Source organism: Streptomyces sp. 6-11-2, assembly GCF_006540305.1.
GTDB lineage: Bacteria > Actinomycetota > Actinomycetes > Streptomycetales > Streptomycetaceae > Streptomyces.
In genome coordinates, this window is record NZ_BJOR01000001.1 from 3994303 (window position 1) to 4018614 (window position 24312).

20 protein-coding genes are annotated in these 24312 nt (G+C 72.3%); 10 read left to right on the forward strand and 10 right to left on the reverse strand.

The genetic code is table 11. From position 1 onward, the window contains the following. Positions 1 to 199 precede the first annotated feature (199 nt). On the reverse strand, positions 200 to 958 hold the full coding sequence (locus TNCT6_RS17455; protein ID WP_141360248.1) for a GPP34 family phosphoprotein: 759 nt from the start codon (positions 956 to 958) through the stop codon (positions 200 to 202). Positions 959 to 1218: 260 nt separating this feature from the next. Here TNCT6_RS17455 and TNCT6_RS17460 point away from each other — a divergent pair, with 260 nt between their 5' ends. Next, the gene (locus tag TNCT6_RS17460; RefSeq protein ID WP_141360249.1) at positions 1219 to 3855 is read left to right on the forward strand and encodes a D-alanyl-D-alanine carboxypeptidase; all 2637 of its coding nucleotides are present in this window, start codon (positions 1219 to 1221) and stop codon (positions 3853 to 3855) included. A 165-nt stretch (positions 3856 to 4020) separates the two neighbouring features. Then, positions 4021 to 5907, forward strand: coding sequence for an MFS transporter (locus TNCT6_RS17465; RefSeq protein WP_141360250.1), 1887 nt, complete (start codon positions 4021 to 4023; stop codon positions 5905 to 5907). Positions 5908 to 6041: 134 nt separating this feature from the next. Here TNCT6_RS17465 and TNCT6_RS17470 read toward each other — a convergent pair whose 3' ends face one another. Both TNCT6_RS17470 and TNCT6_RS17475 read right to left on the reverse strand, forming a co-directional pair. Continuing rightward, entirely contained in the window at positions 6042 to 6563 is a 522-nt protein-coding gene (locus TNCT6_RS17470) for a glutathione peroxidase (RefSeq protein WP_141360251.1), read from the reverse strand. Between the two features lie 9 nt (positions 6564 to 6572). Then, the gene (locus tag TNCT6_RS17475; protein ID WP_141360252.1) at positions 6573 to 7610 is read right to left on the reverse strand and encodes a helix-turn-helix domain-containing protein; all 1038 of its coding nucleotides are present in this window, start codon (positions 7608 to 7610) and stop codon (positions 6573 to 6575) included. An 81-nt stretch (positions 7611 to 7691) separates the two neighbouring features. On the opposite strand from TNCT6_RS17475, the gene TNCT6_RS17480 reads away from it, so the two are divergent. Next, entirely contained in the window at positions 7692 to 8945 is a 1254-nt protein-coding gene (locus TNCT6_RS17480; protein WP_141360253.1) for an MFS transporter, read from the forward strand. 158 nt (positions 8946 to 9103) lie between these two features. Here the strand turns inward: TNCT6_RS17480 and TNCT6_RS40915 are convergent, their stop codons facing one another. From TNCT6_RS40915 to TNCT6_RS17510, 5 genes are all read right to left on the reverse strand, one after another. Continuing rightward, positions 9104 to 9568, reverse strand: coding sequence for a hypothetical protein (locus tag TNCT6_RS40915; protein ID WP_253266137.1), 465 nt, complete (start codon positions 9566 to 9568; stop codon positions 9104 to 9106). A 212-nt stretch (positions 9569 to 9780) separates the two neighbouring features. Continuing rightward, positions 9781 to 10680 carry a carbohydrate ABC transporter permease gene (locus TNCT6_RS17495; protein ID WP_141360255.1) on the reverse strand — a complete coding sequence of 300 codons (900 nt, stop codon included), beginning with the start codon at positions 10678 to 10680 and terminating at the stop codon, positions 9781 to 9783. Continuing rightward, entirely contained in the window at positions 10677 to 11849 is a 1173-nt protein-coding gene (locus TNCT6_RS17500; protein ID WP_141360256.1) for a carbohydrate ABC transporter permease, read from the reverse strand. Before TNCT6_RS17500 ends, TNCT6_RS17495 begins: the two co-directional genes overlap by 4 nt. A 6-nt stretch (positions 11850 to 11855) precedes the next feature. Further along, positions 11856 to 13100 (reverse strand): extracellular solute-binding protein, encoded by a 1245-nt coding sequence (locus TNCT6_RS17505; protein ID WP_141360257.1) that lies wholly within the window; start codon positions 13098 to 13100, stop codon positions 11856 to 11858. Between the two features lie 157 nt (positions 13101 to 13257). Beyond that, complete coding sequence (locus TNCT6_RS17510; protein WP_141360258.1) at positions 13258 to 14325, reverse strand: LacI family DNA-binding transcriptional regulator; 1068 nt, start codon at positions 14323 to 14325, stop codon at positions 13258 to 13260. 122 nt (positions 14326 to 14447) lie between these two features. Between TNCT6_RS17510 and TNCT6_RS17515 the strand changes: the two genes are divergently transcribed. After that, positions 14448 to 16574, forward strand: a complete 2127-nt coding sequence (locus tag TNCT6_RS17515; RefSeq protein WP_141360259.1) for a glycogen debranching N-terminal domain-containing protein — start codon at positions 14448 to 14450, stop codon at positions 16572 to 16574. Between the two features lie 92 nt (positions 16575 to 16666). On the opposite strand, the gene TNCT6_RS17520 is transcribed toward TNCT6_RS17515, so the two are convergent. Further along, positions 16667 to 17353, reverse strand: coding sequence for a hypothetical protein (locus tag TNCT6_RS17520; protein ID WP_141360260.1), 687 nt, complete (start codon positions 17351 to 17353; stop codon positions 16667 to 16669). Positions 17354 to 17646: 293 nt separating this feature from the next. Between TNCT6_RS17520 and TNCT6_RS17525 the strand changes: the two genes are divergently transcribed. The 3 genes from TNCT6_RS17525 to TNCT6_RS39915 all read left to right on the forward strand — a co-directional run bounded on the left by TNCT6_RS17525 (position 17647) and on the right by TNCT6_RS39915 (position 19675). After that, a complete protein-coding gene (locus TNCT6_RS17525) occupies positions 17647 to 18273 on the forward strand; it encodes a hypothetical protein (RefSeq protein ID WP_141360261.1) in 627 nt (208 codons plus the stop codon). 89 nt (positions 18274 to 18362) lie between these two features. Then, positions 18363 to 18923, forward strand: coding sequence for a SigE family RNA polymerase sigma factor (locus TNCT6_RS17530; RefSeq protein ID WP_141360262.1), 561 nt, complete (start codon positions 18363 to 18365; stop codon positions 18921 to 18923). After that, positions 18923 to 19675 carry a hypothetical protein gene (locus TNCT6_RS39915; protein ID WP_172632936.1) on the forward strand — a complete coding sequence of 251 codons (753 nt, stop codon included), beginning with the start codon at positions 18923 to 18925 and terminating at the stop codon, positions 19673 to 19675. The genes TNCT6_RS17530 and TNCT6_RS39915 overlap by 1 nt, the downstream gene beginning before the upstream one ends. 75 nt (positions 19676 to 19750) lie before the next feature. Here the strand turns inward: TNCT6_RS39915 and TNCT6_RS17540 are convergent, their stop codons facing one another. Next, on the reverse strand, positions 19751 to 20395 hold the full coding sequence (locus TNCT6_RS17540; protein WP_141366536.1) for an RraA family protein: 645 nt from the start codon (positions 20393 to 20395) through the stop codon (positions 19751 to 19753). A 161-nt stretch (positions 20396 to 20556) separates the two neighbouring features. Between TNCT6_RS17540 and TNCT6_RS17545 the strand changes: the two genes are divergently transcribed. From TNCT6_RS17545 to TNCT6_RS17560, 3 genes are all read left to right on the forward strand, one after another. Next, positions 20557 to 21516, forward strand: coding sequence for a D-2-hydroxyacid dehydrogenase family protein (locus TNCT6_RS17545; RefSeq protein WP_141360264.1), 960 nt, complete (start codon positions 20557 to 20559; stop codon positions 21514 to 21516). Between the two features lie 691 nt (positions 21517 to 22207). After that, the gene (locus tag TNCT6_RS17555) at positions 22208 to 23218 is read left to right on the forward strand and encodes a questin oxidase family protein (RefSeq protein WP_141360266.1); all 1011 of its coding nucleotides are present in this window, start codon (positions 22208 to 22210) and stop codon (positions 23216 to 23218) included. Positions 23219 to 23510: 292 nt separating this feature from the next. Beyond that, on the forward strand, positions 23511 to 24242 hold the full coding sequence (locus tag TNCT6_RS17560) for a ferritin-like domain-containing protein (RefSeq protein WP_141360267.1): 732 nt from the start codon (positions 23511 to 23513) through the stop codon (positions 24240 to 24242). The last annotated feature ends 70 nt before the right edge of the window (positions 24243 to 24312 follow it).

Consider the following 24312-nt stretch of genomic DNA (forward strand, 5'->3'; position numbering starts at 1 on the left):
AACGCCGGATATGCAGCGGGTACACGTCAGTTCGGGCACATACTCCGTCCCGGAACAAGGCCGAAGCGGCGGCGGGACGCGTACGAGGTGTACGTTCCCGCCGCCCCTGTCGATCCTGCGGCTCCCGGACCGTCGCTCCGGGGCTGGGGACTGCGGTGCGGCGTTGTTCTGTACGGTGCGGCGCTCCGTACGGTGCGGCTCAGTGGGCCACGGCACGGACCATGGAACCGCGGCGTGGCTGCATCGGAACGCCGCGGGCGGGTTCCGCCGCGGGCCTGGTGCCCGCCCCGCCCTGGCGGCCGGCCGCCGAGGCCGCGCCGCGGCGCGGCTGCGCCCCCACGCCGTTCTGGACGTCCATCACGGCGTGCGCCACGAGTCCGCCCATGGGGTCGTGCCGGATCAGGTCCCTGAGCCGGGACCGTGACGACCGACCCTCATTGCCGGGGTACAGGTGCTTGCCGAGGCCGACCGCGTGCGCCAGCGCGGCGAGCGCGGCGGTCCGCGGGTCCGGCGGTACGCCGGTGCGGATCGCCGAGTCCAGCCGGGCCCTGATCTCCCGGCTGATGGCGGTGTCCGTCGCCTGGTAGCGAGTCGTCGGCAGCACCCCGCACATCTGGCCGGCCACGGCGTGCACCATGCCGCACCGCTCCAGATGCGAGAGGTAGGTCTGGCGCAGCCCGAGACGCGGCCCGCCGATCCAGTGGACGGCCCGTACCGGAGCGCCGCGCCTTCGCAGCAACTCCAACGCGCAGTCCAGAGTTGGATCTCCTGTCGGCCGTGGCACCACCACGGCGATACGATCCCCGTCTGGGGCTATCCGTCCGGCCAGCGCCAGCTCCACTAGCTGTGCTCCGGCCAGACCGAGGTCGAGCGACTGCGGCTGCGCAGTGGTACCCGTGGCCGGGTCCAGTGCCAGCAGCAGAAGCTCCTCCGGAAGTGTTCTGCGGCTCCTGCCCATCCATGCCTCCCCGCGTGGATGAATGACAGGGTGACCCCTCTCACATTGGTCTGTCGAGGGTGCGTGACCGGTTCGTAAGGGAACCGGTAGGTATGTCGTTCTCGTCTACCGCATGGGTTTGGTCCGTACACAGGACACTGGTACATGGTTCGGACAGCGGTACGACCAAGGGTTCGGCTGCGTCGTCCGGGTGGCGGTTCGGATCCTGATTCACGGTTCGGTAGCGGCACGTTGGGCGTGCGGCACATGAGGAGGCATCGGTGGCGGGCGAGTCCCCCGACAGGTCGAAGCAGCGCGAGTCGTCGGCACAGAAGACGTCGGGGAGCGCGGGTCCGGTTCCCGAGTCCAGGAACGAGGCCCGCGACCCGCGGCTCGCGCTGACGGGGGAGTCCGGGGAGTCGGCGGAGTCCCGTGAGCCGGGCTCGTCCGGTGGCTCCGAGGGGCGCGGCGGGGTCGATACGGCCACTCGGGTGCTTTCGACGCGGGACGTGAGGACGACGGCGAGGACCGGCGCCGCAGACGACGCCGACGGCACCGACGACCCGGCTGACACTGCGGGCGCTGCCGCGGAGTCCGACGGTGACGGCGCCGGCGCGGCGGGTGACGCGCGCCTGCGTGCGGCGGTGGCCGCGTGGGTGGACTCCGGGGACGACGACAAGCGCGCGGACACCGAGAACGCCTCCGGCGACGGGACGGGCGCGAAGGACGCGGGGACCGAGGGCGGCATCGAGGCTGAGGCCTCGGAGGACGCCTCCGGCGGGGCGGCTGCCGCGAGCGGGAAGGCCGGGGCCGAGTCTGGGACCGCCGGCGAGGCCGAGGCCGCGTCTGACGCGCGGGACGCCGAGGCCGAGGACGCCGACGACGCCGAGCCTACGAAGGCCCGTGTCGCGCCGGAGGGCGACGCCGACGGGCCCGAGGCCGCGTCTGACGCGCGGGACGCCGAGGCCGAGGACGCCGACGACGCCGAGCCTACGAAGGCCCCTGTCGCGCCGGAGGCCGACGCCGACGGGCCCGAGGACGCCGCGCGCGGGAAGGCCGGGACCGAGCCCGAGGCCGCCGACGACGCTGCGGTGGGCGCTTCCGACGCCGAGGCCGCCGACGAAGCCGGCGACGCCAAGCGTGCCGAGGCCGAGGCCGCGCCCGGGGCTGCCGGGCGTGCGAAGGACGGCGTTGAGCCCGAGGCTGACGCCGAGGGGCCCGACGACGCCGACGGCGCCAAGCGCGACGGCCAGGGCAAGGGCTCCGGCGACGGCAAGCGCGCCGAAGCCGATGAGGCCGCGGAGGACGACGACCCCGGAGCCGGTGACGGCGGCTCGGAGGGGGTGGCCTCGGACGAGAAGCCGCCCGTGGACCAGCCCACCACCATGCTGAAGATCGGCGGCGCCGCCAAGCCCCAGGTCGACCAGCCCACGACCATGCTCAAGCTGGGCGGCGACAAGAAGCGGGCGCCCGAGTCCGAGGCCGAGCGGACCAGCAAGTTCGTCGCGCTCAAGCCGCTCGACTCCCCGCAGCCCCGCAAGCCGCGGCCCGCGCAGCCGGACACGCCCACGTCCAAGCCCGTACCCGCGGCCGCCGTCCCACAGGTCGGTCCCGAGCGCACCACCCAGCAGCCGCTGCCCCCCAAGCCGCCGCTGGACCTGCTGGCCGAGCTGACGAACACTCCGCCGCCCCCGGAGACCCCGCTGCGCACCACGGTGCGCCGCCTCAAGATCTGGACCCCGCTGGTCGTCCTCCTGCTGATCGTCTTTGCGATCGTGCAGGCCGTGCGCCCGCTGCCCGACCCCACCTTCGCGCTGACCGCCGAGGACACCTACACCTTCCCAGGCGAGCAGGTGAAGCTGCCGTGGCCCGACGAGGGCCAGGGCTGGATGGGCGTGGACGGCGTCGGCACGATGGACCACTTCGGCGAGCAGAAGCCGGTCGCCATCGGCTCGGTCGCCAAGACCATGACCGCGTACATCATCCTGCGCGACCACCCGCTGAAGGCCGGCGAGGAAGGCCCGAAGATCGAGATCGACCCGACGGCGGAGAAGGAGGGCGGCTACGACAAGGCCGGCGAGTCCACGCTCAACACCATGAAGGCCGGCGACTTCCTCACCGAGAAGCAGGCCCTGTCCGCGGTCATGATCCCCTCCGCGAACAACATCGCGCGCCTGCTGGCCCGTTGGGACGCGGGCTCCGAGGCGGAGTTCGTCAAGAAGATGAACGCCACCGCCAAGGAACTCGGGATGGCGAACACCACGTACACCGACCCCTCGGGTCTGAAGGAGACCACCGTCTCCACCGCCGAGGACCAGGTGAAGCTCGGCAACGCGGCCATGACGATGCCGGCCATGGTGGCCATCACCAGCGCGGCCAGCTGGACGGACCCGACCGGGAAGTACTGGAACAACTACAACGAGTTGCCGTACACCATCGGCGCGATCGGCATCAAGACCGGCTCCACCACCGCGGCCGGCGGCAACCTGCTCTTCGCCGCCCAGAAGCAGGTCGGCGGCCGGACGGTGACCATCGTCGGCGCGATCCTCGGCCAGCACAAGCGGGAGATCCTCGCGACGGTCAACGCGGTCAGCAAGACCGCGCTGCTCGCCGCCAAGGACGTGCCGACCTCGGCGAAGATCCTGAAGAAGGGCGACGTCGTCGGGTACGTCGACGACCAGCTCGGCGGCCACACCCCGGTCGTCGTCACCAAGGACGTCACCGCGGTCGGCTGGGCCGGCCTGCGACTCGAGCTGTCCCTCTCCACGGACGTACTGCCGCACACCGCGAAGGCCGGCACGGAGGTGGGCATGCTCACCGTCGGTGACGGCGGGGACGGTGCCGTACAGGTGCCCGTGGCCCTCCAGGACGATCTCGCCGAGCCGGGCTTCCCGGCCAGGCTGACGCGCATCGGCTGACCCCCGCGCCACCCGGCGGCCGTCGCCGCCCCCGCGCACCCCGTCGGGCAGCCCCACCCGGGAGCTGACCCGGCGGGGTGCGTGCTAGCGTCACGAATCGGGCACGTCGCCGGTCGTGGGACGCGGCGGCGAACAGAGAAATCAGGACACGGGGAGTGCCTTCAGGTGGCCACAGCGGATCCGACACGCGCCGACGACGCCGATCCGGGCCCGGGCAACGGTTCGCGAATAGAAGCGTCCACGTCTGACACGGACGGTGACCGCGGGCGGCCGGGTGGCCCGGTGGGCGACCCTGGGGAGCATGGGGACGGTGAACGGTCCCGCGCCCGGTCGGCGGTCATGGCGGTACGGGAGCGGATGCTGCGGCACCCGGTCCTGTCCGTCACCGTCCTGGCCGGTCTGCTGCACATCGTCTGGTTCTTCACGTTCGCCAACAGCGGCGGCGACCTCGCGGCGCAGGACGCCTGGGCCGAGTTCGTCGGCCGGCACCCCGACTCGGCGTACAACCTCGCCTGGTACGGCGGCATGCACCCGGTGTCGTACAGCGTGGTGTCGCCGTATCTGATGTCCCTCCTCGGCGTCCGTACGACGATGATGATCGCCGGCACGGCCTCGGCGGGCCTGCTGACGCTGGTGCTCATCCGCAGCCGCTCGGTCAGGAACCCGTTGTGGGCCGCGCTGATGGGCGTCTTCGGGCTGCTGTGCAACGCGCTGTCGGGCCGGGTGACCTTCGGGCTGGGCACGATGTTCGCGCTGGGCGCGGTCGCGGCCGTGTTCTGCTGGCCGCACCGCTGGCGCTTCAAACGCTGGGCGAAGGCGCTGGTCGCGGCCCCGCTGGCCGCGCTCGCCACCATGTCCTCACCGGTGGCGGGCCTGTTCGTGGGCCTGGTCGCGGTCGCGCTGTTCCTCCAGAAGCGCCGGCCCGGCGCGTGGGCGCTGGGCCTGGCCCCGGCCGCGGTGGTGGCCGCGTCGGCCTGGCTGTTCCCGTTCTCCGGCACCCAGCCGATGGCGTTCGCCTCGGTGATCCTGCCCCTGATCTACGCCGTGTTCGCCGTCGTCCTCGTCCCCCGGGAGTGGAAGACGGTCCGGATCACGTCCGCGGTGTACGGCCTGGCGGTCGTCATGGTCTGGCTGATCAGCTCCCAGATCGGCTCCAACATCACCCGGCTGGCCATGCTGTTCGGCGGGGTGGTCCTGGTGGCGGCGCTGCCGTTCGCGGTCCCGCGCTCGCGCACCTGGTACACGATCGTGCTGGCCGTCGCCGTCTTCGTCGGCTGGATAGGGTTCAAGTCGGTCGACGACATCGTCAACACCACGCCCGCCGCCTCCTGGGCGCGCGAGCTGGCCCCCCTGGTCAACCAGTTGCAGCAGGTGGGCGCGGAGAAGGGCCGCGTCGAGGTGGTCCCCGCCCGCTCCCACCGCGAGGCCTCCGCGCTGGCGCCCTACGTCAACCTGGCCCGCGGCTGGAACCGGCAGGCCGACATGCAGCGCAACCCGCTCTTCTACGACGACACGCTCAACTCGGCGAACTACCATGACTGGTTGCAGCGGTGGGCGGTGCACTACGTGGTGCTGCCCAAGGGCGACGTCGACGGCAACGGCGGCGAGCGCGAACGCGCGCTGGTGCAGGAGGGCATGCCGTACCTCAAGCAGGTCTGGGGCGACGCCAACTGGCAGCTGTTCAAGGTCACCGACCCCGCGTCGCTCGCCGAGCCGGACGCGGTCGTCGAACGCGCCGAACAGGGCGAGATGACCCTCCAGGTGCGCAAGGCCGGCCGCGTCCTCATCCGCATCCCGTACTCGCCCTGGCTGAGCCTCGTCGACGAGCAGGGCAAGAGCCTCAAGCCGCCCCAGGAGACCGACGCCTCCAAGCACCGCGCCGAGGGCGAGCCGAAGACGTACGACAACGTCAACGGCTGCCTCATGGAGACGGAGCAGGACGTCGAGGGCGACAAGTGGACCGTGCTGGTCGCGCCGAAGGCGGGCACGTACCGCCTGGCGGCGCCGTACCAGCTGCCGCGGGGCACGCCGTGCCCGGACGAGTTGAAGTGACCGCTGCCGGGTGCGGGGGGTCTGGGGACTGCTGCCCCCAGACCCCCGCTCCGGACTGAACGGCCTCGGCGTGAACGCCCCTGGTGGCAAGCCCTTCACGCGGGACGCGTGCGGGCGGGCGTGGGGCGGGCCCGTCAGGCGAGCTGCTGCTCGACGGCCGCGACCAGCTCGGCGGCCTCGGGGCCGGTCTGCGGGGAGAACCGGGCGACGACCTTGCCGTCCCGGCCGACCAGGAACTTCTCGAAGTTCCAGCGGATGTCCCCGCTGTGGCCCCCGGCGTCGGCGAAGCCGGTCAGACGCTCGTAGAGCGCGTGCCGCCCCTCCCCGTTCACCTCGACCTTCTCGGTCATGGGGAAGGTGACGCCGTACGTGGCGGAACAGAACTCGGCGATCTCCTCGGCGCTGCCCGGCTCCTGCCCCATGAACTGGTTGCACGGAACCCCGAGCACGGTGAAGCCCTGCCCGGCGTACCGCTCGTGCAGTTGTTCGAGCCCGGCGTACTGCGGGGTGAGCCCGCACTTGGACGCCACGTTCACGATGAGCACGACCTGCCCCGCGTACTGCCCGAGGCCGGCCGGCCCGCCCTGGAGAGCGCCGATCTCCACGGCCAGGGGGGAGTCCGGGGCGATGGCGCCGTTGCTGTCTGAAGTGGTCATGAGCGGATGCTAGCCGCGCGGGGGTGGCACTGCCGAGCGGCGGTCTCCTTGCCCGGGCTCGTCTCCGGCGCCCGTCCTTGAGGCTGCCGCCTCGACGAGGACCTGGCCCGCCCCGGTGCGCGAGTACAGCACCGATCGTCCGGCGCGGCGGCGCTCCACCAGCCCCGCGTCCAGCAGTACGCGCAGATGGCGGCCCACGGAGCCCAGCTTCTGCCCGGTCACGGCGGTCAGCTGGGTGGTGCTGAGCGGCGAGTCGAGCAGGATCAGCACCTGCGCGCGGGTACGGCCCAGCAGTGCGAGGAGGCCCGTGGGAACCGCGGAGCGGTGGGCGTCGGTGTCGGCGAGGGCGCCGGCGCAGGGGTAGACGACGGCGTACCGGCGCCGCGTCTCGTCCCACGACACCCAGCCGGCCTTCGGGGTGACCGGTACGAAGACGAGCTGGGCGCCGGAGATCTCGCGCGGCGGATACTCGTGCAGGTTGACCTGGAACCGGCTCTCGCCGAGCCAGCGCGTGCCCGGCCGCAGGGTGTCCAGTACCGCCGCCCAGCCGCCCCGGCTGACCTGCGCGGTCCGTGCCACGACATCGGCTTCGAGGACGCGCCGCCGCCGGGCCCAGGAGGGCTGTACGGCGTCCGCCCAGACGTACTCCAGGAGCCGGGCCGCGCGCTCGGGCAGGTCGTCCCGATCCAGCGCGGCCGGCAGCGGCCCGGCGAGCGAGGTCCGCAGGTGCGCGCGGGCGTCCGCCGGGTCGGTGACGCGTACCCGCTCGACCCCCTCCTCGAAGGACTCCTCGTCCCGTGGCGTGGGGGTGAGGAAGTCGGCGATCCAGTCCCGGCCGAGTCCGGCGCGGACGAGGAGCGCGGTGACGGGGTCGTCGGCGAGGAGCCGCCGGTAGGCGGGCAGGTGTGCGCGCAGCCACGCCTGTTCGCCGGGGTGATGGCCGGTGCCCGCGTGCAGCAGCTCCAGGCTCGCGAAGGTCTCGGCGAGCGGCGAAAGCAGGAACCGGCTCCCGGCGAGCGTGTCGGCGTTGACCTGCCACCAGCCCATGGACCCTCCCGCCCCCGGCGACCTTTCGCACCTGTGCGAAACAATAACCACTGGCTCCGTGCCCGCCCGAGACTCCGGCGCATGCGCAGCTACCAACAGCTCTTCCGGACTCCGGAGTTCACCCCGCTCTTCCTTGCGTCCTGCGCGCAGACGGTGGCCCAGACGGCGAGCGGACTCGCGCTCGGCACCCTGGTGTACCGGGCGACGGACTCGCCGCTGCTCTCCGCGGTGAGCATGTTCGGCCCCTCGCTGGCCCAGGTGCTCGGCGCGACCCTCTTCCTGTCCGGCGCGGACCGGCTGCCGCCGCGCCGTGCGCTGGTGGGCGTGTGCCTGTCCTTCGCGGCGGGCACGGCGCTGCTGGCGGTGCCCGGACTGGCGCTGTGGGCGGTCTTCGCCGTGGTCCTCGCGCAGGGGCTGGTCGCCTCCCTGGGCGGGGGAGTCCGCTGGGGCCTGCTGAACGAGATCCTGTCCAAGGACGGCTATCTGCTGGGGCGTTCGGTGTTCAACATGATGAGCGGCATCATGCAGATCACCGGGTTCGCGACGGGCGGGGTGCTGGTGGCGGCCCTGTCACCGCGGTTCTCGCTGCTGCTGTCCGCCGTGCTGTACGCGGTGGCGGCCGCGGTGCTCCGCCTCGGCCTGACCCACCGGCGGCCCCGTGCCTCCGGCCGCCCCTCGGTCTCGGCGACCTGGCGCACCAACGCCCTGCTGTGGTCGTCCCGCCGGCGCCGCCTGACCTACCTGGGCCTGTGGCTGCCCAACGGCCTGGTGGTCGGCTGCGAGTCCCTCTACGTCTCCTACGCCCCCGCCGCGGCGGGCATGCTGTTCGCCTGCGCGGCGCTCGGCATGCTGGCCGGCGACGTGACGGTGGGCCGCCTGCTGCCTCCGGCGGTACGGCGCCGGGCGGCCACGCCGCTGCTTCTGCTCCTGGCCGGCCCGTACCTGCTCTTCGCCCTCCACCCGCCCATACCGGTGGCCGCCTGCCTGGTCACCCTCGCCTCCGTGGGCTTCGGCGCGAGCCTGGTCCAGCAGGAGCACCTGATGAACTCGACCCCCGACGAACTGGCCGGGCACGCCCTCGGCCTGCACTCCGCGGGCATGCTCACCCTTCAGGGCGTCAGCGCCACCCTGGCGGGCACGGTCGCCCAACTCACGTCGCCCGCAGCGGCGATGACGGCGACGGCGGCGGCCTCGACAGCGGTGACCCTGAGCCTGGCCATCGCGTCCCGCCGCCCTAACACCGGGACACGCGAAGCCTCTTCACCCAGGCCCGCCCACCCCACCGCCCCAGCAGCCCCATCCCCAGAGCCACAAGAAGAGCACCCCAGTCGATGACATGCGGCAACCCGGGAAAGAACGCGAAGAAGACAACGACGACACCAAACCCGAACCCAAACCCACAAACCCCGGCCCACCGCCGCATGACGCCGTCCCGCTCCTCCGCCGGTCCAGCCGCCTTCCCCTGCTGCCGCTGCTGCTCGCTCATACTCGGCTCACTTCGTGACGTGATGACACTGACTCACCCGCCGCACGCCGTTGACGTGGAGGTGGGCGCATGTCTTGCCATAACGAGGCAGGGTCTGAGGAGAGTTGCTCCGCATGGGGTCGATCTTGCACTCGTCGTGCGTCCTGCCCCGCGAGGTGCGATAGGTGCGGTTGCCGGTGTCCGCGTAGGTGAAGTCGATACGCCAGTTGCAGAAGCCACTGCTGAGCGCTCCCACGAAGGCGCAGTCGACACCTGCGTTCTGGTAGGTGATCCGGAGTGCGCTGCCGCGGATGATGTGCGTGAACATGCAGCCCGTGGGGACCTTCATGGTCACACCGCCCACGCTGTACTCGAAGGTCCGCACGGGCGTCGAGCCGACTGCCGAGGCACTGGCGCCCGTCGCCGAGGTGAAGACCAGCGCGCCGGCGGCACCGATGGCGGTGATGAGACGTGCGACCTGCGGAATGGCCATGGTGATCCCCTCCTGATGGCCCCTTGCCAATCACGGGGGACAACCGCACCCGGGCAGGCCGAGTTGCGGGACTCCGATCCGGTTCACCATCCCAGGTGACCACGGAACGCCCCTGCTGACCTGCAGAAACGTTATGGACGGCGCGGCGGGTTGTCCCGCCCGCCGCGGTGCGGATGGCCGCGGCGCTTGATGGGTGGCTCGGTGTGGTTGGCCTAGTCCTTGACCGCCCCCGCGTTCGCGCCCTGGACGAAGTGGCGTTGGAAGCAGAAGAAGAGGATTGCGACGGGGAGGGTCGACAGGAGGGCCGCAGCCAGTTTCAGGGGGTACTGGGTGCCGCCGCCCAGGCTGCCGGAGACCATGCGGGCGAGGCCGGTGGTCAGGGTTTCGTACTGGCTGGACTGGGTGGCCACGAGGTAGTGGGTGAACTCGTTCCAGGAGCCCTGGAAGGCCAGGATCGTCACGGTGATCAGGGCGGGCCGGGCCATCGGCAGGACGACCGACCAGAAGGTGCGGAAGACACCGGCGCCGTCGACCCGCGCGGCCTCCTCCACTTCCCGGGGGATCGACTCGAAGAACTGCTTCATGATGAAGACCTGCGCCGCGTCCACCAGCAGCGGCAGGATCATGGCGGCGTAGGTGTCGAACAGCCCGAAGGTGTTGAGCACCAGGAACCTCGGGATCAGCAGCACTATGGGGGGCACCGCGATCACGGTGAGGAGGAACCCGAACAGCACGGTGCGGCCGGGAAAGCGCAGCCGGGCCAGCGCGTACCCGGCCATCGAGGCGAACAGCACCCGCCCCGCGGTGATGACGACCGCGACGAACACCGAGTTGCCCAGCCAGCGTAGGAACGGCACACCGTCCCCGGTCCGGCTGATCCCGAACAGCCGCTGGTAGGCGGCGGTCGTCGGGGTGACCGGGAACAGCCCGAGCGGATGGGTCGCCGCGTCCGGGTCCGTCTTGAACCCGGTGACCAACTGGATGACGAACGGCAGGAGATACAGCAGCCCGAGCGCCACCAGCAGCGCGTACCCGAGGATCCGCAGGGGCCGGGGGAAGCGTCCGAGCACCGGACGGCCCTGCGCCCGGGCGGCCGTGGAAGGGGCGCTCATCGGTTCCTCCGGGGACGGGCGGCACGCTCGCGCAGCAGGAAGCGTTGCAGGGCCGTCATGGTCAGGATCAGTACGAGCAGGACGAAGGCGATGGCCGCGCCCTGGCCGAAGTCGGCGTCGTCGAAAGCGGTGGAGTAGGACAGGAACGCCGGGGTGAGCGTGGTGTTGCCGGGCGCGCCCTGGCTCATGACGTACACCTGGTCGAAGACCTGCCAGGTGGCGATCAGACCGAGCGTGAGGACGAGGAACAGCACGGGCCGCAGCGCCGGCAGCGTCACGTACCGCAGCATCTGGAAGCGGTTGACGCCTTCGATCGCGGCCGCCTCCTCCAGCTCGCGCGGCACGTCCTGGAGCGCCGCGAGGAAGATCAGCATGAAGGTGCCGGAAGTCGTCCACACGGCGAGCAGGATGATCGTGCACATCGCGACCGACGGCCCGGACAGCCACTCGAACCAGGACAGCCCCATGAAGGAGTGGTCGGCCAGCGCACCCGAGGGGTGGCCGGTGTCGACGACGCCCAGGCCGCCGAGCAGCAGGGACAGCACTCCACGCGGATCGTTGAACCAGTTCGGGCCCTTCACCCCGATCCAGGACAGCGCGGTGTTGACGGCGCCGCTGCCCTGGAACAGGAAGAGGAAGATCGTGGAGACCGCGATCGAGCTGGTCACCGAGGGGAAGAAGAACGCGGTGCGCAGGGCGCCCCGGGCGCGCAGCAGCCGCTGATTGACGATGAGCGCCAGACCCAGCGCGAGGAGGGTCTGGAGCGGCACGGTCAGCAGCACGTAGTACACGTTGTTGCGCAGCGAGGTCGCGAACAGGGTGCGGTCGAGGCCGTCCTCGGTGAGCAGCGCCCGGTAGTTGTCCAGGCCGACGAAGTCCGCCTGCGCGCTGAACGGGTTGGACTGCCCGTCCCAGTGCAGCAGGCTCACCCACAGCGCCATCAGGGTCGGCAGGACCAGGAAGAGGCCGAGGACGAGCACCGCGGGGCTGACGAACAGCCAGCCCCAGGCGCCCTCCGCGCGGCGCCCCGCCCGCCGGGCGGGCGCCGTCGACTTCGGGCCGGGCCCGCCGGGCGTGTCAGGTTCGCCCGGCGGGCCGGCCGTACGGGACCCCTGGCCGGCGCGGGAACGCGGCTCCGGCCGGGGGTGGTGTGACGTACGCGCGGACACGGTGGGTCAGTTGCCCTTCGTGAGCGCGTGTTCGCCGTTGCGCTGGAGGTCGGCGAGGATCTTCTTCGGGTCGGCGGTGGGCAGCGCGGCGAGGTCGGTGTTGAACTGGCCGAGCACCTTGTCGAATCCGGCGAGGGTCACGGGGCCCTGCGCGTAGGCGCTGGCGTCGACCCACGCCTTCGCGGCGGGGTTCTGCTTCGCGTACTCGGCCAGGGCGCTGGTGCGCGAGGGCATCACGCCGAACGCGTCGGCGTTCTTCAGCTGCTGCGCGCTGGAGTTCAGGTACGTCACGAGGTCCACGGCCGCCGCCCGGTGGGCGCTCTCGGCGGCCACGCCCCAGCACTGGCTGAAGGCGAGCGTGCCCTGGCCGGCCGGACCGGCGGGCAGCGGGACCACCTTGTACGCGACGTCGGGGTAGTCGGCCTTCATGGCGCCGTCGAGCCAGTTGCCCTCGATGGTCATGGCGGCCTTGCCCTTGCCGAAGGCCTCGCCGCCCCAGTTGGTGTCCACCTGGTTGGCGTACTTCATGGAGCCGGACTTCAGCAGGGACTGCACGTAGCTCAGCGCCTGCGCGTTCTGCGCGCTGTCGGCGGTCATCTTCGTCTGGTCGGCGTTGGTGATCCAGCCGCCGGCCTGCTTCATGAAGACGCCGAGCCGCGCGTGTTCGGCACCCACGACCAGCCCGGTCACACCGTGCCCGGTCAGCTTGCCCGCGACCTTCTTCAGCTGGTCCCAGGTCGTCGGGTAGTCCTTCTCGGTCAGCCCCGCCTTCTTCCACAGGTCGCTGTTGACCGCCAGCGCGAGCGTGGAGGTGTCCTTGGGCAGGCACATCAGCTTGCCGTCGTGGGTGAAGGAGGCACGCAGCTGCTCGGAGAAGTCGTCGGCGTCCTTGACCTTGTCGCCGTAGGCGTACAGGGAGCCGCCTCTGGTGTAGTTCGCGAACTGGTCGGAGTTGACGTAGAAGGCGTCCGGCGGCTTGTGCCCGGCGAACGCCTGGGCGAGCTGCTGGTTCATGTCCTTGGCGACGTCGACGGTCACCTTGTTGCCGGACTGCTTGGCGTACGCGGCCGCCGCCTCCTTGACGGCCTTGGTCTCGGCGTCGCCGGAGCTGGCTATCAGCACCGTCAGGTGCTGGCCGGAGCCGGTGTCCTGCTCCGTCTTCTTGTCGCCGCCGAAGCTCGACGAGCAGCCCGCGGTGGCCAGTAGTGCCGCGCAGGTGGCGAGGGCCGCGGCGGCCGTACGGTGGGACATGGATTCCTCCGGGGATCGGGGATGTGAGTGGCGGCTCCGCCCGGCGGCGCGAAACACGGCCGGGGGGTGGAGGAGGAGAGAACTCGGGGTGGGACGGCGCCGGTCGGGACGGCGCCGGCCCGTGGTGCCCGGCGGCTGCCGGGACGTCGGCAGACGGTCAGACGTGGGGCGCGACCGCGTCCGCACCGGGTGCGCGGGCGCTGTCCCGGACGACCAGGGACGGCGGCAGCAGGATGCGTTCGGGCGGCGCGTCGGGAGCGGCCAGCCGCGCCAGCAGCAGCCGTACGCACTCCCGGCCGACCTCCTCCAGCGGCTGGGCGATGGAGGTCAGCGCGGGCGACAGGAGTTCGGCGGTCGGCGAGTCGTCGAAGCCGACCACGGCGACGTCGCGGCCGGGGACGGCGCCGCGCTCGCGCAGCGTCTGGTAGCAGCCGAGCGCCAGCATGTCGCTGGCCGCGACCACCGCGGTCGCGCCCGCGTCCAGCAGCGGCTTCACGGCGGCGCGGGCCGCGTCGATGTCGTTCACGCTCTGCGCGCGCCGCCCGCGGGTCGACAGCCCGTGCCGTTTCATGGCCCGCTGCCAGCCCTCGGCACGGTCGTCACCGGCGCCGGAGGACCCGCGCCCCCAGCCGAGGAAGGCGATCTTGCGATGCCCCAGGCCGATCAGGTGCTCCACGGCGGCGTCCGTGCCCGAGGCGCCGTCGACGTCGATCCAGTCGCCGATCTGCCGCCGCGACCACATCCGGCCGAAGGCGACGAACGGCACGTCCCGCTTGGCGAGCCACGCCTGACGCGGGTCGTTGTGCTCGGTGCCGCTGAGCACGAAGCCGTCGACCTCGTGCTGGTCGAGCAGTTCCTCGTAGCCGTCCAGGGTCGGCGAGCCGGGCTGGCAGGCGAACAGCAGGATCCGGTAGCCGGCCTCGTCGGCGGCCTGCGACAGGGCGTGCAGGAACCGGTCGAGGACGGGGCTGCTGGCCGGGGAGGGCAGGATCCCGTAGCCGATCAGCTTGCTGGAACGGGTGCGCAGCGTCTGCGCGGCCCGGCTGGGGCGGTAGCCCATCTCGTCGATCACCCGGCGGACCCGCTCCAGGGTCTCGGAGCGCAGCAGGTCCGGCGAGTTGATCGCGTTCGACACGGTCTGCGGGGAGACCCCGGCCCGGCGGGCGACCATGGCGAGCGTCACCGGGCCGCCCCTGGCGGGCGGGTCGTTGCTGGAGCGGGGCATTGCGGGTCTCCGGCGTGCAGAGGGAACGAGGAGCGGGTTTTAGCGTTCCAAAAGCATTGTCAGCGCTCTGACGAGTCACTTAATGTCTTTGGAACGATCAAACGCTGAGAGGTTCTACTCCCTTGGACTCGACTGTCAAGACCCCCGACACCAACGGCTCGGTCACGCCGCCCCCCGCGGTGACCGAGGGCCTTCAGCCGTTCCTGCACGACGCGGTCGTCACGCTGTACGCCCCGAGCTTCGTGATCTCGCGCGCCGACGGGGCTCTCGACGGCGGCGCGGACGGCTTCTTCCACGGCGACCGCCGGGCGCTCTCCCGGCTGACCGTCGCGGCCGACGGCATCCCGCTGGCGCCGGTCGGGCACGGGCTGCGCGGGGCGGACCGGGCGGACTTCCGGTCGATCCTGCGGGGGCTCGGAGAGGTGACGGCGGACCCCGCGGTCGCCGTGCACCGCCGCCGGACCACGGCGGCCGGCCGGCTCGGGGAAGTCCTCGAAGTCACCAACGCGGGCACCCAGTCGGTCCGTTTCCGGCTGACGGTCACGGCCACCACCGACCTCGCCACCATGGAACAGGTCAAGTCGGGGCGCCTGGTGGGGACGGCGCCCCCGCAGGCCACGAACTCCGGCGGGAGCGAACTGTCCTGGGCCGACGACGGGTTCGCCGTGCGCCTGACCAGCGAGCCCGCGCCCGACGCGCTGGACGTGCCGGCGGGCCGGCTGTCGTACGACATCGCCCTGGACCCCGGTGCCTCGTGGACGGTGACCCTGGACTGCACCGCGGCCTACGCGGACGGCGACCAGTTCCCGGCGCCCCCCGCCGACGCCGTACCGTGGCGCACCCCCGTCCTGCGCAGCGCGGACCGAAGCCTCGACCGGTGGCTGGAGCAGTCCCTCGCCGACCTGGACCGCCTGCGCCTGACGGACCCGCGGTCACCCGGGGACCGGCCGGACCAGTTCCTGGCCGCCGGCGCCCCCTGGTTCCTGACCCTCTTCGGCCGCGACTCGCTCTGGGCCGCCCGCATGCTGCTCCCGCTCGGCACCGATCTCGCGGCCGGCACCCTGCGCACCCTCGCCCGTCGCCAGGGCGGCGTCACCGACCCGGTCTCCGAGGAACAGCCGGGCAAGATCCTGCACGAAGTCCGGCGCGGCACCTCGGCGTACAGCGACACGTTCTCGCTCCCGCCGGTGTACTACGGCACGGTGGACGCCACCCCCCTGTGGATCACCCTGCTCCACGACGCCTGGCGCTGGGGGCTGGGGCCGGAGGAGGTCGAGCGGATGCTGCCGCACGCCGAGTCGGCGCTGGCGTGGATGCGCGACCAGGGTGACGCCGGCGGCGACGGCTTCCTCAAGTACGTCGACCTGTCGGGCCGGGGCCTGGCCAACCAGGGCTGGAAGGACTCCGGCGACTCCATCCGACACCGCGACGGCCGCCTCGCCCGCCCGCCGATCGCGCTGTGCGAAGTGCAGGCGTACGCCTACGAGGCCGCGCGCGGCGGAGCGGCGCTGCTGCGGTCCTTCGGCCGCCCGGGGGCCGACGAGTGGGAGGAGTGGGCGGACCGGCTCGCCGCGCGCTTCCGTGAGCGCTTCTGGGTGGAGGACGAACGGGGCCCGTACCCGGCGGTCGCGCTGGACGGCGACGGCAGGCCGGCCGACTCGGTCACCTCGGGCTTCGGCCACCTCCTGGGCACGGGCCTGCTGAACCACGAGGAGAGCGCGCTCCTGGCCTCCCGGCTCTCCGGCGGCGACCTGGACGCGGGCCACGGTCTGCGCACGATGAGCAGCGAGGCGGTGGGCTTCAACCCGTACGGCTACCACATCGGTTCGATCTGGCCGCACGACACGGCGATCGCCGTGCACGGCCTGGTCCGGTCCGGCTTCCCGGACGCCGCGGCGTCGCTGGCGGACGGTCTGCTGACGGCGTCCGCGGGCTTCGACGCCCGGCTGCCGGAGCTCTTCGCGGGCCACGGCATCGAGGCCGGTCCGCGCCCCGCGCCCTATCCGGCGTCCTGCCGGCCCCAGGCGTGGGCGGCCGCGTCCTCGGTCCTCGTCCTCCAGTCGGCTCTCGGCCTGAGCGCGGACGTCCCCGCCGGCACCCTCACGGTGACCCCGGGATTCGCCGGCGCGTACGGCCCGTTGACGGTGACCGGGCTCCAAGTCGGCGGAGGTCGCCTGGACATCACGGTGAGGGCCGACGGATCGGCGGAGGTGTCGGCTCCGGAGGGGCTGACGGTGATCAGCGGCTGACCCTTTGACGAGGGGCCCGGCTGTGGGCCGGGGCAGGTGCGGGGGAGGTGAGACGACGGGCGGCGGCGCGCGGTCGGTCGTAGGAGGTGGCGTCACTCGTCGTCGGGTGGCGCCGAGGACTCCGCGAGCCGTTCGCCGATGTCGTCCGCCCATTCCTGGGCCCAGCGGCGGAGCTCGGCGACGGCCCGGTCGTCGAGTCCGCAGGCCGCGAACTCGCGGTCGTCGATCCATTCGGCGCCGACGAGCCGGGTCTGCAGATCGGTCAGATCGAGGACGTCACCGGCATGGCGGCGACCGAATTCCTCCAGCTCCGGGTGGCTCCACCGGCCGGCGGCGGCGTGGACGTCGACGAGGTCGGGGGCGAGCCCCTGACCAGCCAGTGCGCGCACCCTGGTGCCGACGAGGTCCTCGACGGACAGGACCGGGCCGAACTCGCCCGCCTCCAGCGGCCGCCACAGCACTTCCTTGAGCACCTGCACGGAGTACTCCTCCCCGGCCCCGGCCCCGGCCTCCGGGCCACCGATGACCAGTCGGGCCGCCAGCGGCTCCGTGCCCGACGTCCGTACCCGCCAGCCGCGTTCCTCCAGGCCGGCTCGTACCGCCGCGACGATGTCCCCCGTTCCGACCGGGCTCTCAGTGGCCACGTCGACGTCCCGGCCGGGCCGGTCCACCAGTCCGTGCGCCCGCACCGCGTCCCCACCGGCGAGCGCCAGCCCGTACGGCGCCCCCACCGCCAGCAGGTCGCCCAGCAGCCGCCGCCGCACCTCACCGACGTTCATCCGGCGCCCCCGCCGCCCGTGAACGGTCCCTGCCCGGAGCGGGAACACGAGTACTCGGCCGCGACGGCGCACCGTGAGCAGATCATGGCCCCGATTATCGCCACCGGGCGCCGAGCGGGGCGGGAACAGCGCCCGGGCGCGCGTCGGCCCAGGACACCACCCGCGAAGAAATTCCGCGGGGGTGTCATCCGGAAGGGGACCGGGAGGGGTTTGAACGGGTGGAGAGGCGCCCTCCTTCCACCCGCCGGCCTGGATCCCCCAAGGGTCCGTGTTTTGCAAGGAGTTGCTCGTTCATGAATCGGACGCTGAAGTACCTGACCTGCGCGGCCGTCACCACCGCCGCCGTGGCCGGGATGGCCACGGTGTCGTACGCCATACCCGCGAAGGCATCGCACGGAACGGTCACCGAGGCGGGAGCGGCGCAGACCCAGGCCGCTTCGGCCTCGAAGGCCCGGGCCGTCATGGCCACGCAGCCGACGGCGAAGAAGACCGCCCCGACGCCCCGTATCACCGCCCCCGGTGAGCATGTGACGGCCGTCCCCGGCTTCGAGCTCTGGCTCACGGCCGAGGGCAAGCACTGGACGACGCCCTCCTCGCCCGACCCGCAGTTCCGCAGCGTGGTCGACGGCAACATCGACAGGAACACCCCCGGAGTCTCGATCCAGTCCGAGATCACGGACGACAGCGCCTACTTCTCCGGCCTGTACTACGGCGGCAAGGGCACCGCGTCCGGCGTCGAGATCGAAACGGCGGACGGGACGGTGCACGGCAAGCTCATCGAGCTGCCCGGCAAGCCCGGATGGGGCGTCTGGTACGCCACCGCCGGCGTCAAGCCCGGCAGCGGCTCCTGGGACTACGTGTCCCGGGTCACCGTCCACGACACCAAGGGCAAGATCTACGCCCGGTTGACGCTGCGCTGATCCCCCGGCGGGGACCGCGCGGTCCGGACCCGCGCGGTCCCCGCCTCGGCTTTTCTGCTCCCCGTACCCGACCCACAGGAACCGCATCCGTGCCCCAGTACGAGAGATTCGCAGCCTCCTCCGGGAGCACCGACTTCGCCGCCTACGCCGGTGCGGCCTGGGCCCGTCTGCTGCGGACCGCCCTCCTGCTCACCGGTGACTACCACGAAGCCGAGGATCTCGTGCAGACCACCCTGGCCAAGGTGTACGCGCGCTGGGGGCGCGTCCCGCACGAGGACGTCGACTTCTACGTACGGCGCTCGCTCGTCAACAACAACCTCAACCGGATCCGCAGGAGACGTGTCACGCATCTGCTGATGCCGTTCCTGCCTGAGCGGGTGCACCAGCCGGACAACGGCCACGCCGAGTCCGTCGAGCGCCGCGCCGCGGTCATGGAGGCGCTCGCCACGCTCTCCGCCCGGCAGCGGACGGTGCTGGTGCTGCGCTACTGGGAGGACCTCGCCGAGACCGACATCGCCGAGGTGCTCGACTGCTCGATCGGAACGGTCAAGACCCATGCGCGGCGCGGCCTCGCGGCCCTGCGCTCCCATCCTGCCTTCGACGCCTCCGGCGCCTCCGACCGCTCCCACCCCGTCTCCGGAGCCCACTGATGAATCACCCCAGAACCGAAGCAGATCCAGCCCCGGGACACGCCGCCGAGGCCGAACGGCTGCGTCGGGCACTGACCGAGGTCGCGTACGACATCACGCCCTCCCCGCTGCCGCTGGCGGCCGTGGAGCGCCAGGGCCGGCGGATCCGGCTCAGGCGGCGGACGGCCGTACTCGGCGCGGGGTGCGGGCTGCTGCTGGTGCCGCTGGCCGTCGTCGTGCTGCCCGGCACGGAATCCGGCGCCCCCGGCGTCACGTCCCCGGCGGCGCCCGTGTCCGTCTCGCCCGCGCCCCCCGTCTCGCCCACGCCCCCCGCCTCGCCGGCCGCCCCGGCCCCGACGCCCCGTATCGTCGCCTCCGGTGAGCATGTGACGGCCGTCCCCGGCTTCGAGCTCTGGCTCACGGCCGAGGGCAAGCACTGGACGACGCCCTCCTCGCCCGACCCGCAGTTCCGGAGCGTGGTCGACGGCAACATCGTCCGGAGCGACTCCGGCGTCACCCTTCAGGAGGAGTCCGAGAACGGCCGCCGCTACCTCTCCGGCGTGTACTACGGCGGCAAGGGCACCGCGTCCAGCGTGGAGGTCGAAACGGTGGCCGGGACGGTGCGGGGCAAGCTCATCGAGCTGCCCGGCGACCCCGGATGGGGCGTCTGGTACGCCGTCACCGACCTGAAACCGGGCAAGGACCCCTTCCACCTCGAGAACCAGATCACCGTCCACAACACCGAGGGCGGGATCTACGCCCAGTGGAGGTAACGGTGATCCGGCGGGCAGGGCCCCGGTGAAGGAGGTCCCCCCTGCCTCGAACGGCTGTGGCCCGTCCGGGCGGTGTCAGCCCTCGAAACCCTGGGCGCGCAGGATTCCGTTGACGCGGGTGCGGTGGGCCTCCTCCCACGCGTCGAGGGTCTCGTCCGCCTCCTTGGCCAGCCTGGCCCGTGCGGCGACGAGGATCTCCTCGCGGCGGGCGGCCGGGACCACCACGACGCCGTCCTCGTCGGCGACCACGACGTCATCGGCGTTCACCTTCGCACCGCCGCAGGTCACCTCCGCGTTCAGCGGTTCCACGGCCTTCTTGCCGCCCGGGATCGGGATGACGCCCCGGGCGAAGACGGGGAAGCCCGCTTCGCGGACTTCACCCAGGTCGCGGATCAGGCCGTCCAGGACGAAGGCCGTGACGCCGCGGCGCTGAGCCACGGCGCAGACGTTGCCGCCTGCCAGGGCGTAGTCCAGGTCGCCCGACTCGACGACGATGACGGAGCCCGGGGCGGCACGGTGAATGGCCGCGTGCAGCATGAGGTTGTCACCGGGAGGGCACCGCACGGTGAACGCCGGCCCTGCCACGCGGGGCACCGGCGACCACAGCGGGCGGATGCCGATGTCCATGACCTGCGCCCGGCCGAGGAGGTCGGCCAGCGTGGTCGTCGGGATGTCCGCGAATCCGGTGGCGGGAGCGGTGGCTTCGGTGGCGTCCGTCATGGCGTCCGTCATGGCACCTCTGATCGTCTCGGTGTGCTCGTCCGTGTGGCTGCCCGCGTTCGACAGTACGAGCCCTCGCCGCCCGTGGTCCACCAGGTTTGCTGGACAGTGGTGTGATCGAACCGACTGATCAGCCTGAACCAAGGACGGAGACAACCGACATGCTGCTGCGCTGTGCCGTGCTCGACGACTTCCAGGACGCCGCCCTCGCCTCCGCCGACTGGAGCCCGGTCGAGGACCGAGTGGAGATCGTCACGTTCCGCGAGCACATCTCGGACGAGGGCGAACTCGCAAGCGCGCTGGCCGAGTTCGACATCGTCGTCACCCTGCGCGAACGCGTCCCCTTCCCGGCCGCGCTGTTCGACCGCCTGCCCCGCCTGAAGCTGCTCGTCGCCTCCGGCATGCGCAACTCGGTCATCGACTACGCCGCCGCCGAGCGGTGCGGCGTCACCGTGTGCGGGACCGGCAGCTCCTCCACCCCGCCGGTGGAACTGACCTGGGCGCTGCTGCTCGGCCTCGCCCGCGACCTGGTGACCGAGAACAACGCGCTGCGCGAGGGCGGCACCTGGCAGTCCACCGTCGGTGCCGACCTCCAGGACCGCCGCCTGGGCCTGCTCGGCCTCGGCAAGATCGGCAGCCGGGTCGCGCAGGTGGGCCTCGCCTTCGGGATGCGGGTCAGCGCCTGGAGCCAGAATCTGACCAAGGAACGCACCGACGAGGTGGGCGTGGAACTCGCGGCCTCCAAGGAGGAGTTGCTGTCGAGCAGCGACTTCGTCTCCGTCCACCTCGCGCTGAGCGACCGCACCCGCGGCCTGCTCGGCGCCGCCGAACTCGCCCTCCTCAAGCCCACCACGTACCTGATCAACACCTCGCGCGCCGCCATCGTCGACCAGGACGCGCTGCTCGCCGCCCTGCACGAGGGCCGTATCGCCGGTGCCGGAGTGGATGTGTTCGACGTCGAACCCCTCCCCGCCGGCCACCCGATGCGCACCGCCCCGCGCCTGCTCGCCACGCCCCACCTCGGCTACGTCTCGCAGGCCAACTACGCGACGTACTACGGCGACGCCGTGGAGGACATCCGGGCATACCTGGCGGGCGAGCCGGTACGCCGCCTGGGGTGACCGGTCCTGCGGTCGGGTGACTGGGCGGCCGGGTGGCTGGGGGGATGGGTGCCTGAGCGGCCGGGCAGCGGCTGGGTGACGGGGGGCTGGGCGGCCGGGCGGCTGGGTGGCCGGCCTCTTCGGCCCGCGTGTCGGTGCTCGTGGGGCGTGCGCCTCACGGGCTCTTCGGCAGCCGCAGCCCCGTGCAGTTCTTGCCCCGTACCTGGTCCTTCGCGAACGCGGCCACGTACTCACCCAGCGACGCGCGCCGCGACCACCAGCGCACAGGCCGCGCCCCACAGCCACCCGCGGTGCCGCTCAGCCCAGTTCCCGACCCGTTTGCTCCGCTCACCCGTACGCGACAGCCGTGCGCAACTTCCGCACCAGTGTGCGCAGTCTCCCGATCAGCGACCGACCGAATGAGCTGGGCGGACGTCGGCGAAGGTCACTTGGCGGTCCCAGGGTCTTTCGTTTGGATCAGGCCGGATCAGGGAGCGGGGTCTGGTGCCGTGCATCGCACGGCGGAGGAGGGCGGCAGGGCGGAGCCCTGCCGACCGACGACAACGCGGCTGGGGGTACCCCCTGCTCGAAGAGCTTGGGGGAACGGTGCCAGGACCCGCGAGCCCGGCATGATCCAAACGAGAGGCCCTAGGTCCGGGCCTAAGCCTTCAGCCCGTTACGCCGCCGCGGAGTCCCGTCTACCTTCCCTGCCATGGATACGACGGGCATTCTCGACGAGGCACTTGAACGACTGCACAGCTCGGGGCCGGAGCGGCTGGGGTGGCTCTCCAATCACGCGCCGATGGCCGTCGAGGCGCTGGCCGCCCACGGGCAGGCACGTTCGGTGCACCGCTGGCTCGATCTGTACGCACCCAGGCTGGAGGAGTTCCCGTCCGGCGTCGAACCGGTCACGGCCGCCGACTGGCAGCGTGCGCTCGGCGATCCACGCCGCGCCGCCGACTGGATCGGCTACTTCGGGCGCGAGATCGCCGAGCGTCCCTGGCGCGACGTGCTCGGCGAGTGGTGGCCCCGGCTCCTGCCCGGCATGTACGGCGGCGCGACGCATCCGGTGATCCGGGTGGGCCACGCGGTCCGCACGCTCCTCGCCGGCGAGGCCACCGAGCCGCGTCTGAGCGAACTCGCCCACGGCCTCGGCTACTGGGCGGCCCGCCACCACGCCGTCACGGCCCTCGTCCCGCTGCCCGGCGCCGACAGCGCGGCCGCCGCCCTCGACGCGGTGACGCCCGTCGCCGAACGGGACGGCGGCTTCCCCACCCGGCTCGCGCGTGTCAGGGGCCTGCCGGCCTGGGCGGCCACGGTCACGGACCCCGACGCGGCGCACCGCCACCTCACGGAACTGGTGCGGGCGGCCACCCACCGGTACGCCACCCACGGCCATGGCGATGCGACGATGCTGGTCCACTCGGCCACGGCACCCAACGCCGTCCTGCGTGTCCTGCCCGCGCTCCCGCGGTCCCTGTGGGCACCGAGCCTGCGGGCCGCCTGGACGGCCTCCGCGGCGGTGACCGCGATGTACGCGCCGGACGCTCCGACCGCATACACCCCACCGGGCACCCCGACTCCCGAAGAGGTTGTCGAACTGGCGCTGGAGCACGGTGACGAACACGTCATCAAACTGACCGACACGGCTCTCGACGTCGGAGACGAACGGGCTCTGGCGGCAGCCCTGCGCTCCATCGAGCTGAGTGAACCACTGGACTGACGAGGCCCGGCGGACGGGCGGCCGGCCGTCGTGAGGTTCCTCCACACCTACGCGCTCGGTGTCCTCGACCTGGCCACCGGCGCCCTCACGCCCGTGACCACCCACGCCGTCGGCCCCGACGAACCGTGGACCCTCAGGCCGCCGTCTCGCCCACCCGGATCGCCTGGTACCAGCAGGGCATGCGCCAGGCCTCCGTGGTCCGCGGCTCCCGGCAGCGGTGGAACGGTTCGGCGTCCGCCGGCGTCGTCCCTCTCCAGGGCACGGTGGCCGTGCCCCGGGGAGGGGAGACCGAGTGCATACGGGCGGCTTCGCCACATGGACAAGGCGGTTCGAGGACGAGCGCGAGCGCAGGCGCGCCCAGGGCGACCCGGACTGGGGACAGAGCGCGACGCTGCACCCGGCGGTGTGGGCCGGCATTCAGCGCTTCCAGGTCGGCGAGGACGGCGACGGCGCCAACCTCGTCGGCAAAGCCGATGAGGCCGGCGACCCCGACTACGCACAGGCGGTCCGGCTCTTCGTCGCCGAGGAGCAGAACCACGCCCGGCTACTCGCCCGGCTGCTCGCTGCGGGCGGCGTACCAACCCTGTCCGGCCACTGGAGCGACGCGGTCTTCGTACGGCTGCGACGTCTCATGGGCCTGCGCATGGAACTGCTGGTGCTGATGATCGCGGAAGTCGTGGCACTCCGCTATTACCGGGCCCTGCGCGACGGCACCGACGACGCACTCACTTCGGATGTGGCAGGGCGGATCCTGTCCGACGAGCAACGCCACGTCCCCTTCCACTGCGAGCGACTGCACGCCTCCCTGGCGGAGCTGCCCCGCGCAACGCGCCGCCCGGTGATGGCCCTGTGGCAACTTCTTCTGCTCGCCGCCTCCCTCGTCGTCGCCGCCGACCACGGCCCGGCGCTGCGACACCTCGGCATCGGGCGCCTGCGCTTCGTGGCCGACGTCGTGACCTCGTCCGGCGCGGTCGTCTCCGCGGTGCTGGCACCCTGCCCGGACGCATGGACGAGCGCAGTCTGACAACAGCCGGCCCACCGCCTCCCGCCCACATCGGGAGGAGGAAGGCGACGCCGTCGGACCGCCGACCTGC

What these genes read in the sequence shown, in the direction of transcription:
- TNCT6_RS17455 (WP_141360248.1), bottom strand. Translation starts at nt 958, where the DNA reads ATGGGCAGGAGCCGCAGAACACTTCCGGAGGAGCTTCTGCTGCTGGCA.
- TNCT6_RS17470 (WP_141360251.1), bottom strand. Translation starts at nt 6,563, where the DNA reads ATGACCACTTCAGACAGCAACGGCGCCATCGCCCCGGACTCCCCCCTG.
- TNCT6_RS17475 (WP_141360252.1), bottom strand. Translation starts at nt 7,610, where the DNA reads ATGGGCTGGTGGCAGGTCAACGCCGACACGCTCGCCGGGAGCCGGTTC.
- TNCT6_RS17480 (WP_141360253.1), top strand. Translation starts at nt 7,692, where the DNA reads ATGCGCAGCTACCAACAGCTCTTCCGGACTCCGGAGTTCACCCCGCTC.
- TNCT6_RS40915 (WP_253266137.1), bottom strand. Translation starts at nt 9,568, where the DNA reads ATGGCCATTCCGCAGGTCGCACGTCTCATCACCGCCATCGGTGCCGCC.
- TNCT6_RS17495 (WP_141360255.1), bottom strand. Translation starts at nt 10,680, where the DNA reads ATGAGCGCCCCTTCCACGGCCGCCCGGGCGCAGGGCCGTCCGGTGCTC.
- TNCT6_RS17505 (WP_141360257.1), bottom strand. Translation starts at nt 13,100, where the DNA reads ATGTCCCACCGTACGGCCGCCGCGGCCCTCGCCACCTGCGCGGCACTA.
- TNCT6_RS17510 (WP_141360258.1), bottom strand. Translation starts at nt 14,325, where the DNA reads ATGCCCCGCTCCAGCAACGACCCGCCCGCCAGGGGCGGCCCGGTGACG.
- TNCT6_RS17520 (WP_141360260.1), bottom strand. Translation starts at nt 17,353, where the DNA reads ATGAACGTCGGTGAGGTGCGGCGGCGGCTGCTGGGCGACCTGCTGGCG.
- TNCT6_RS17525 (WP_141360261.1), top strand. Translation starts at nt 17,647, where the DNA reads ATGAATCGGACGCTGAAGTACCTGACCTGCGCGGCCGTCACCACCGCC.
- TNCT6_RS39915 (WP_172632936.1), top strand. Translation starts at nt 18,923, where the DNA reads ATGAATCACCCCAGAACCGAAGCAGATCCAGCCCCGGGACACGCCGCC.
- TNCT6_RS17540 (WP_141366536.1), bottom strand. Translation starts at nt 20,395, where the DNA reads ATGACGGACGCCACCGAAGCCACCGCTCCCGCCACCGGATTCGCGGAC.
- TNCT6_RS17545 (WP_141360264.1), top strand. Translation starts at nt 20,557, where the DNA reads ATGCTGCTGCGCTGTGCCGTGCTCGACGACTTCCAGGACGCCGCCCTC.
- TNCT6_RS17555 (WP_141360266.1), top strand. Translation starts at nt 22,208, where the DNA reads ATGGATACGACGGGCATTCTCGACGAGGCACTTGAACGACTGCACAGC.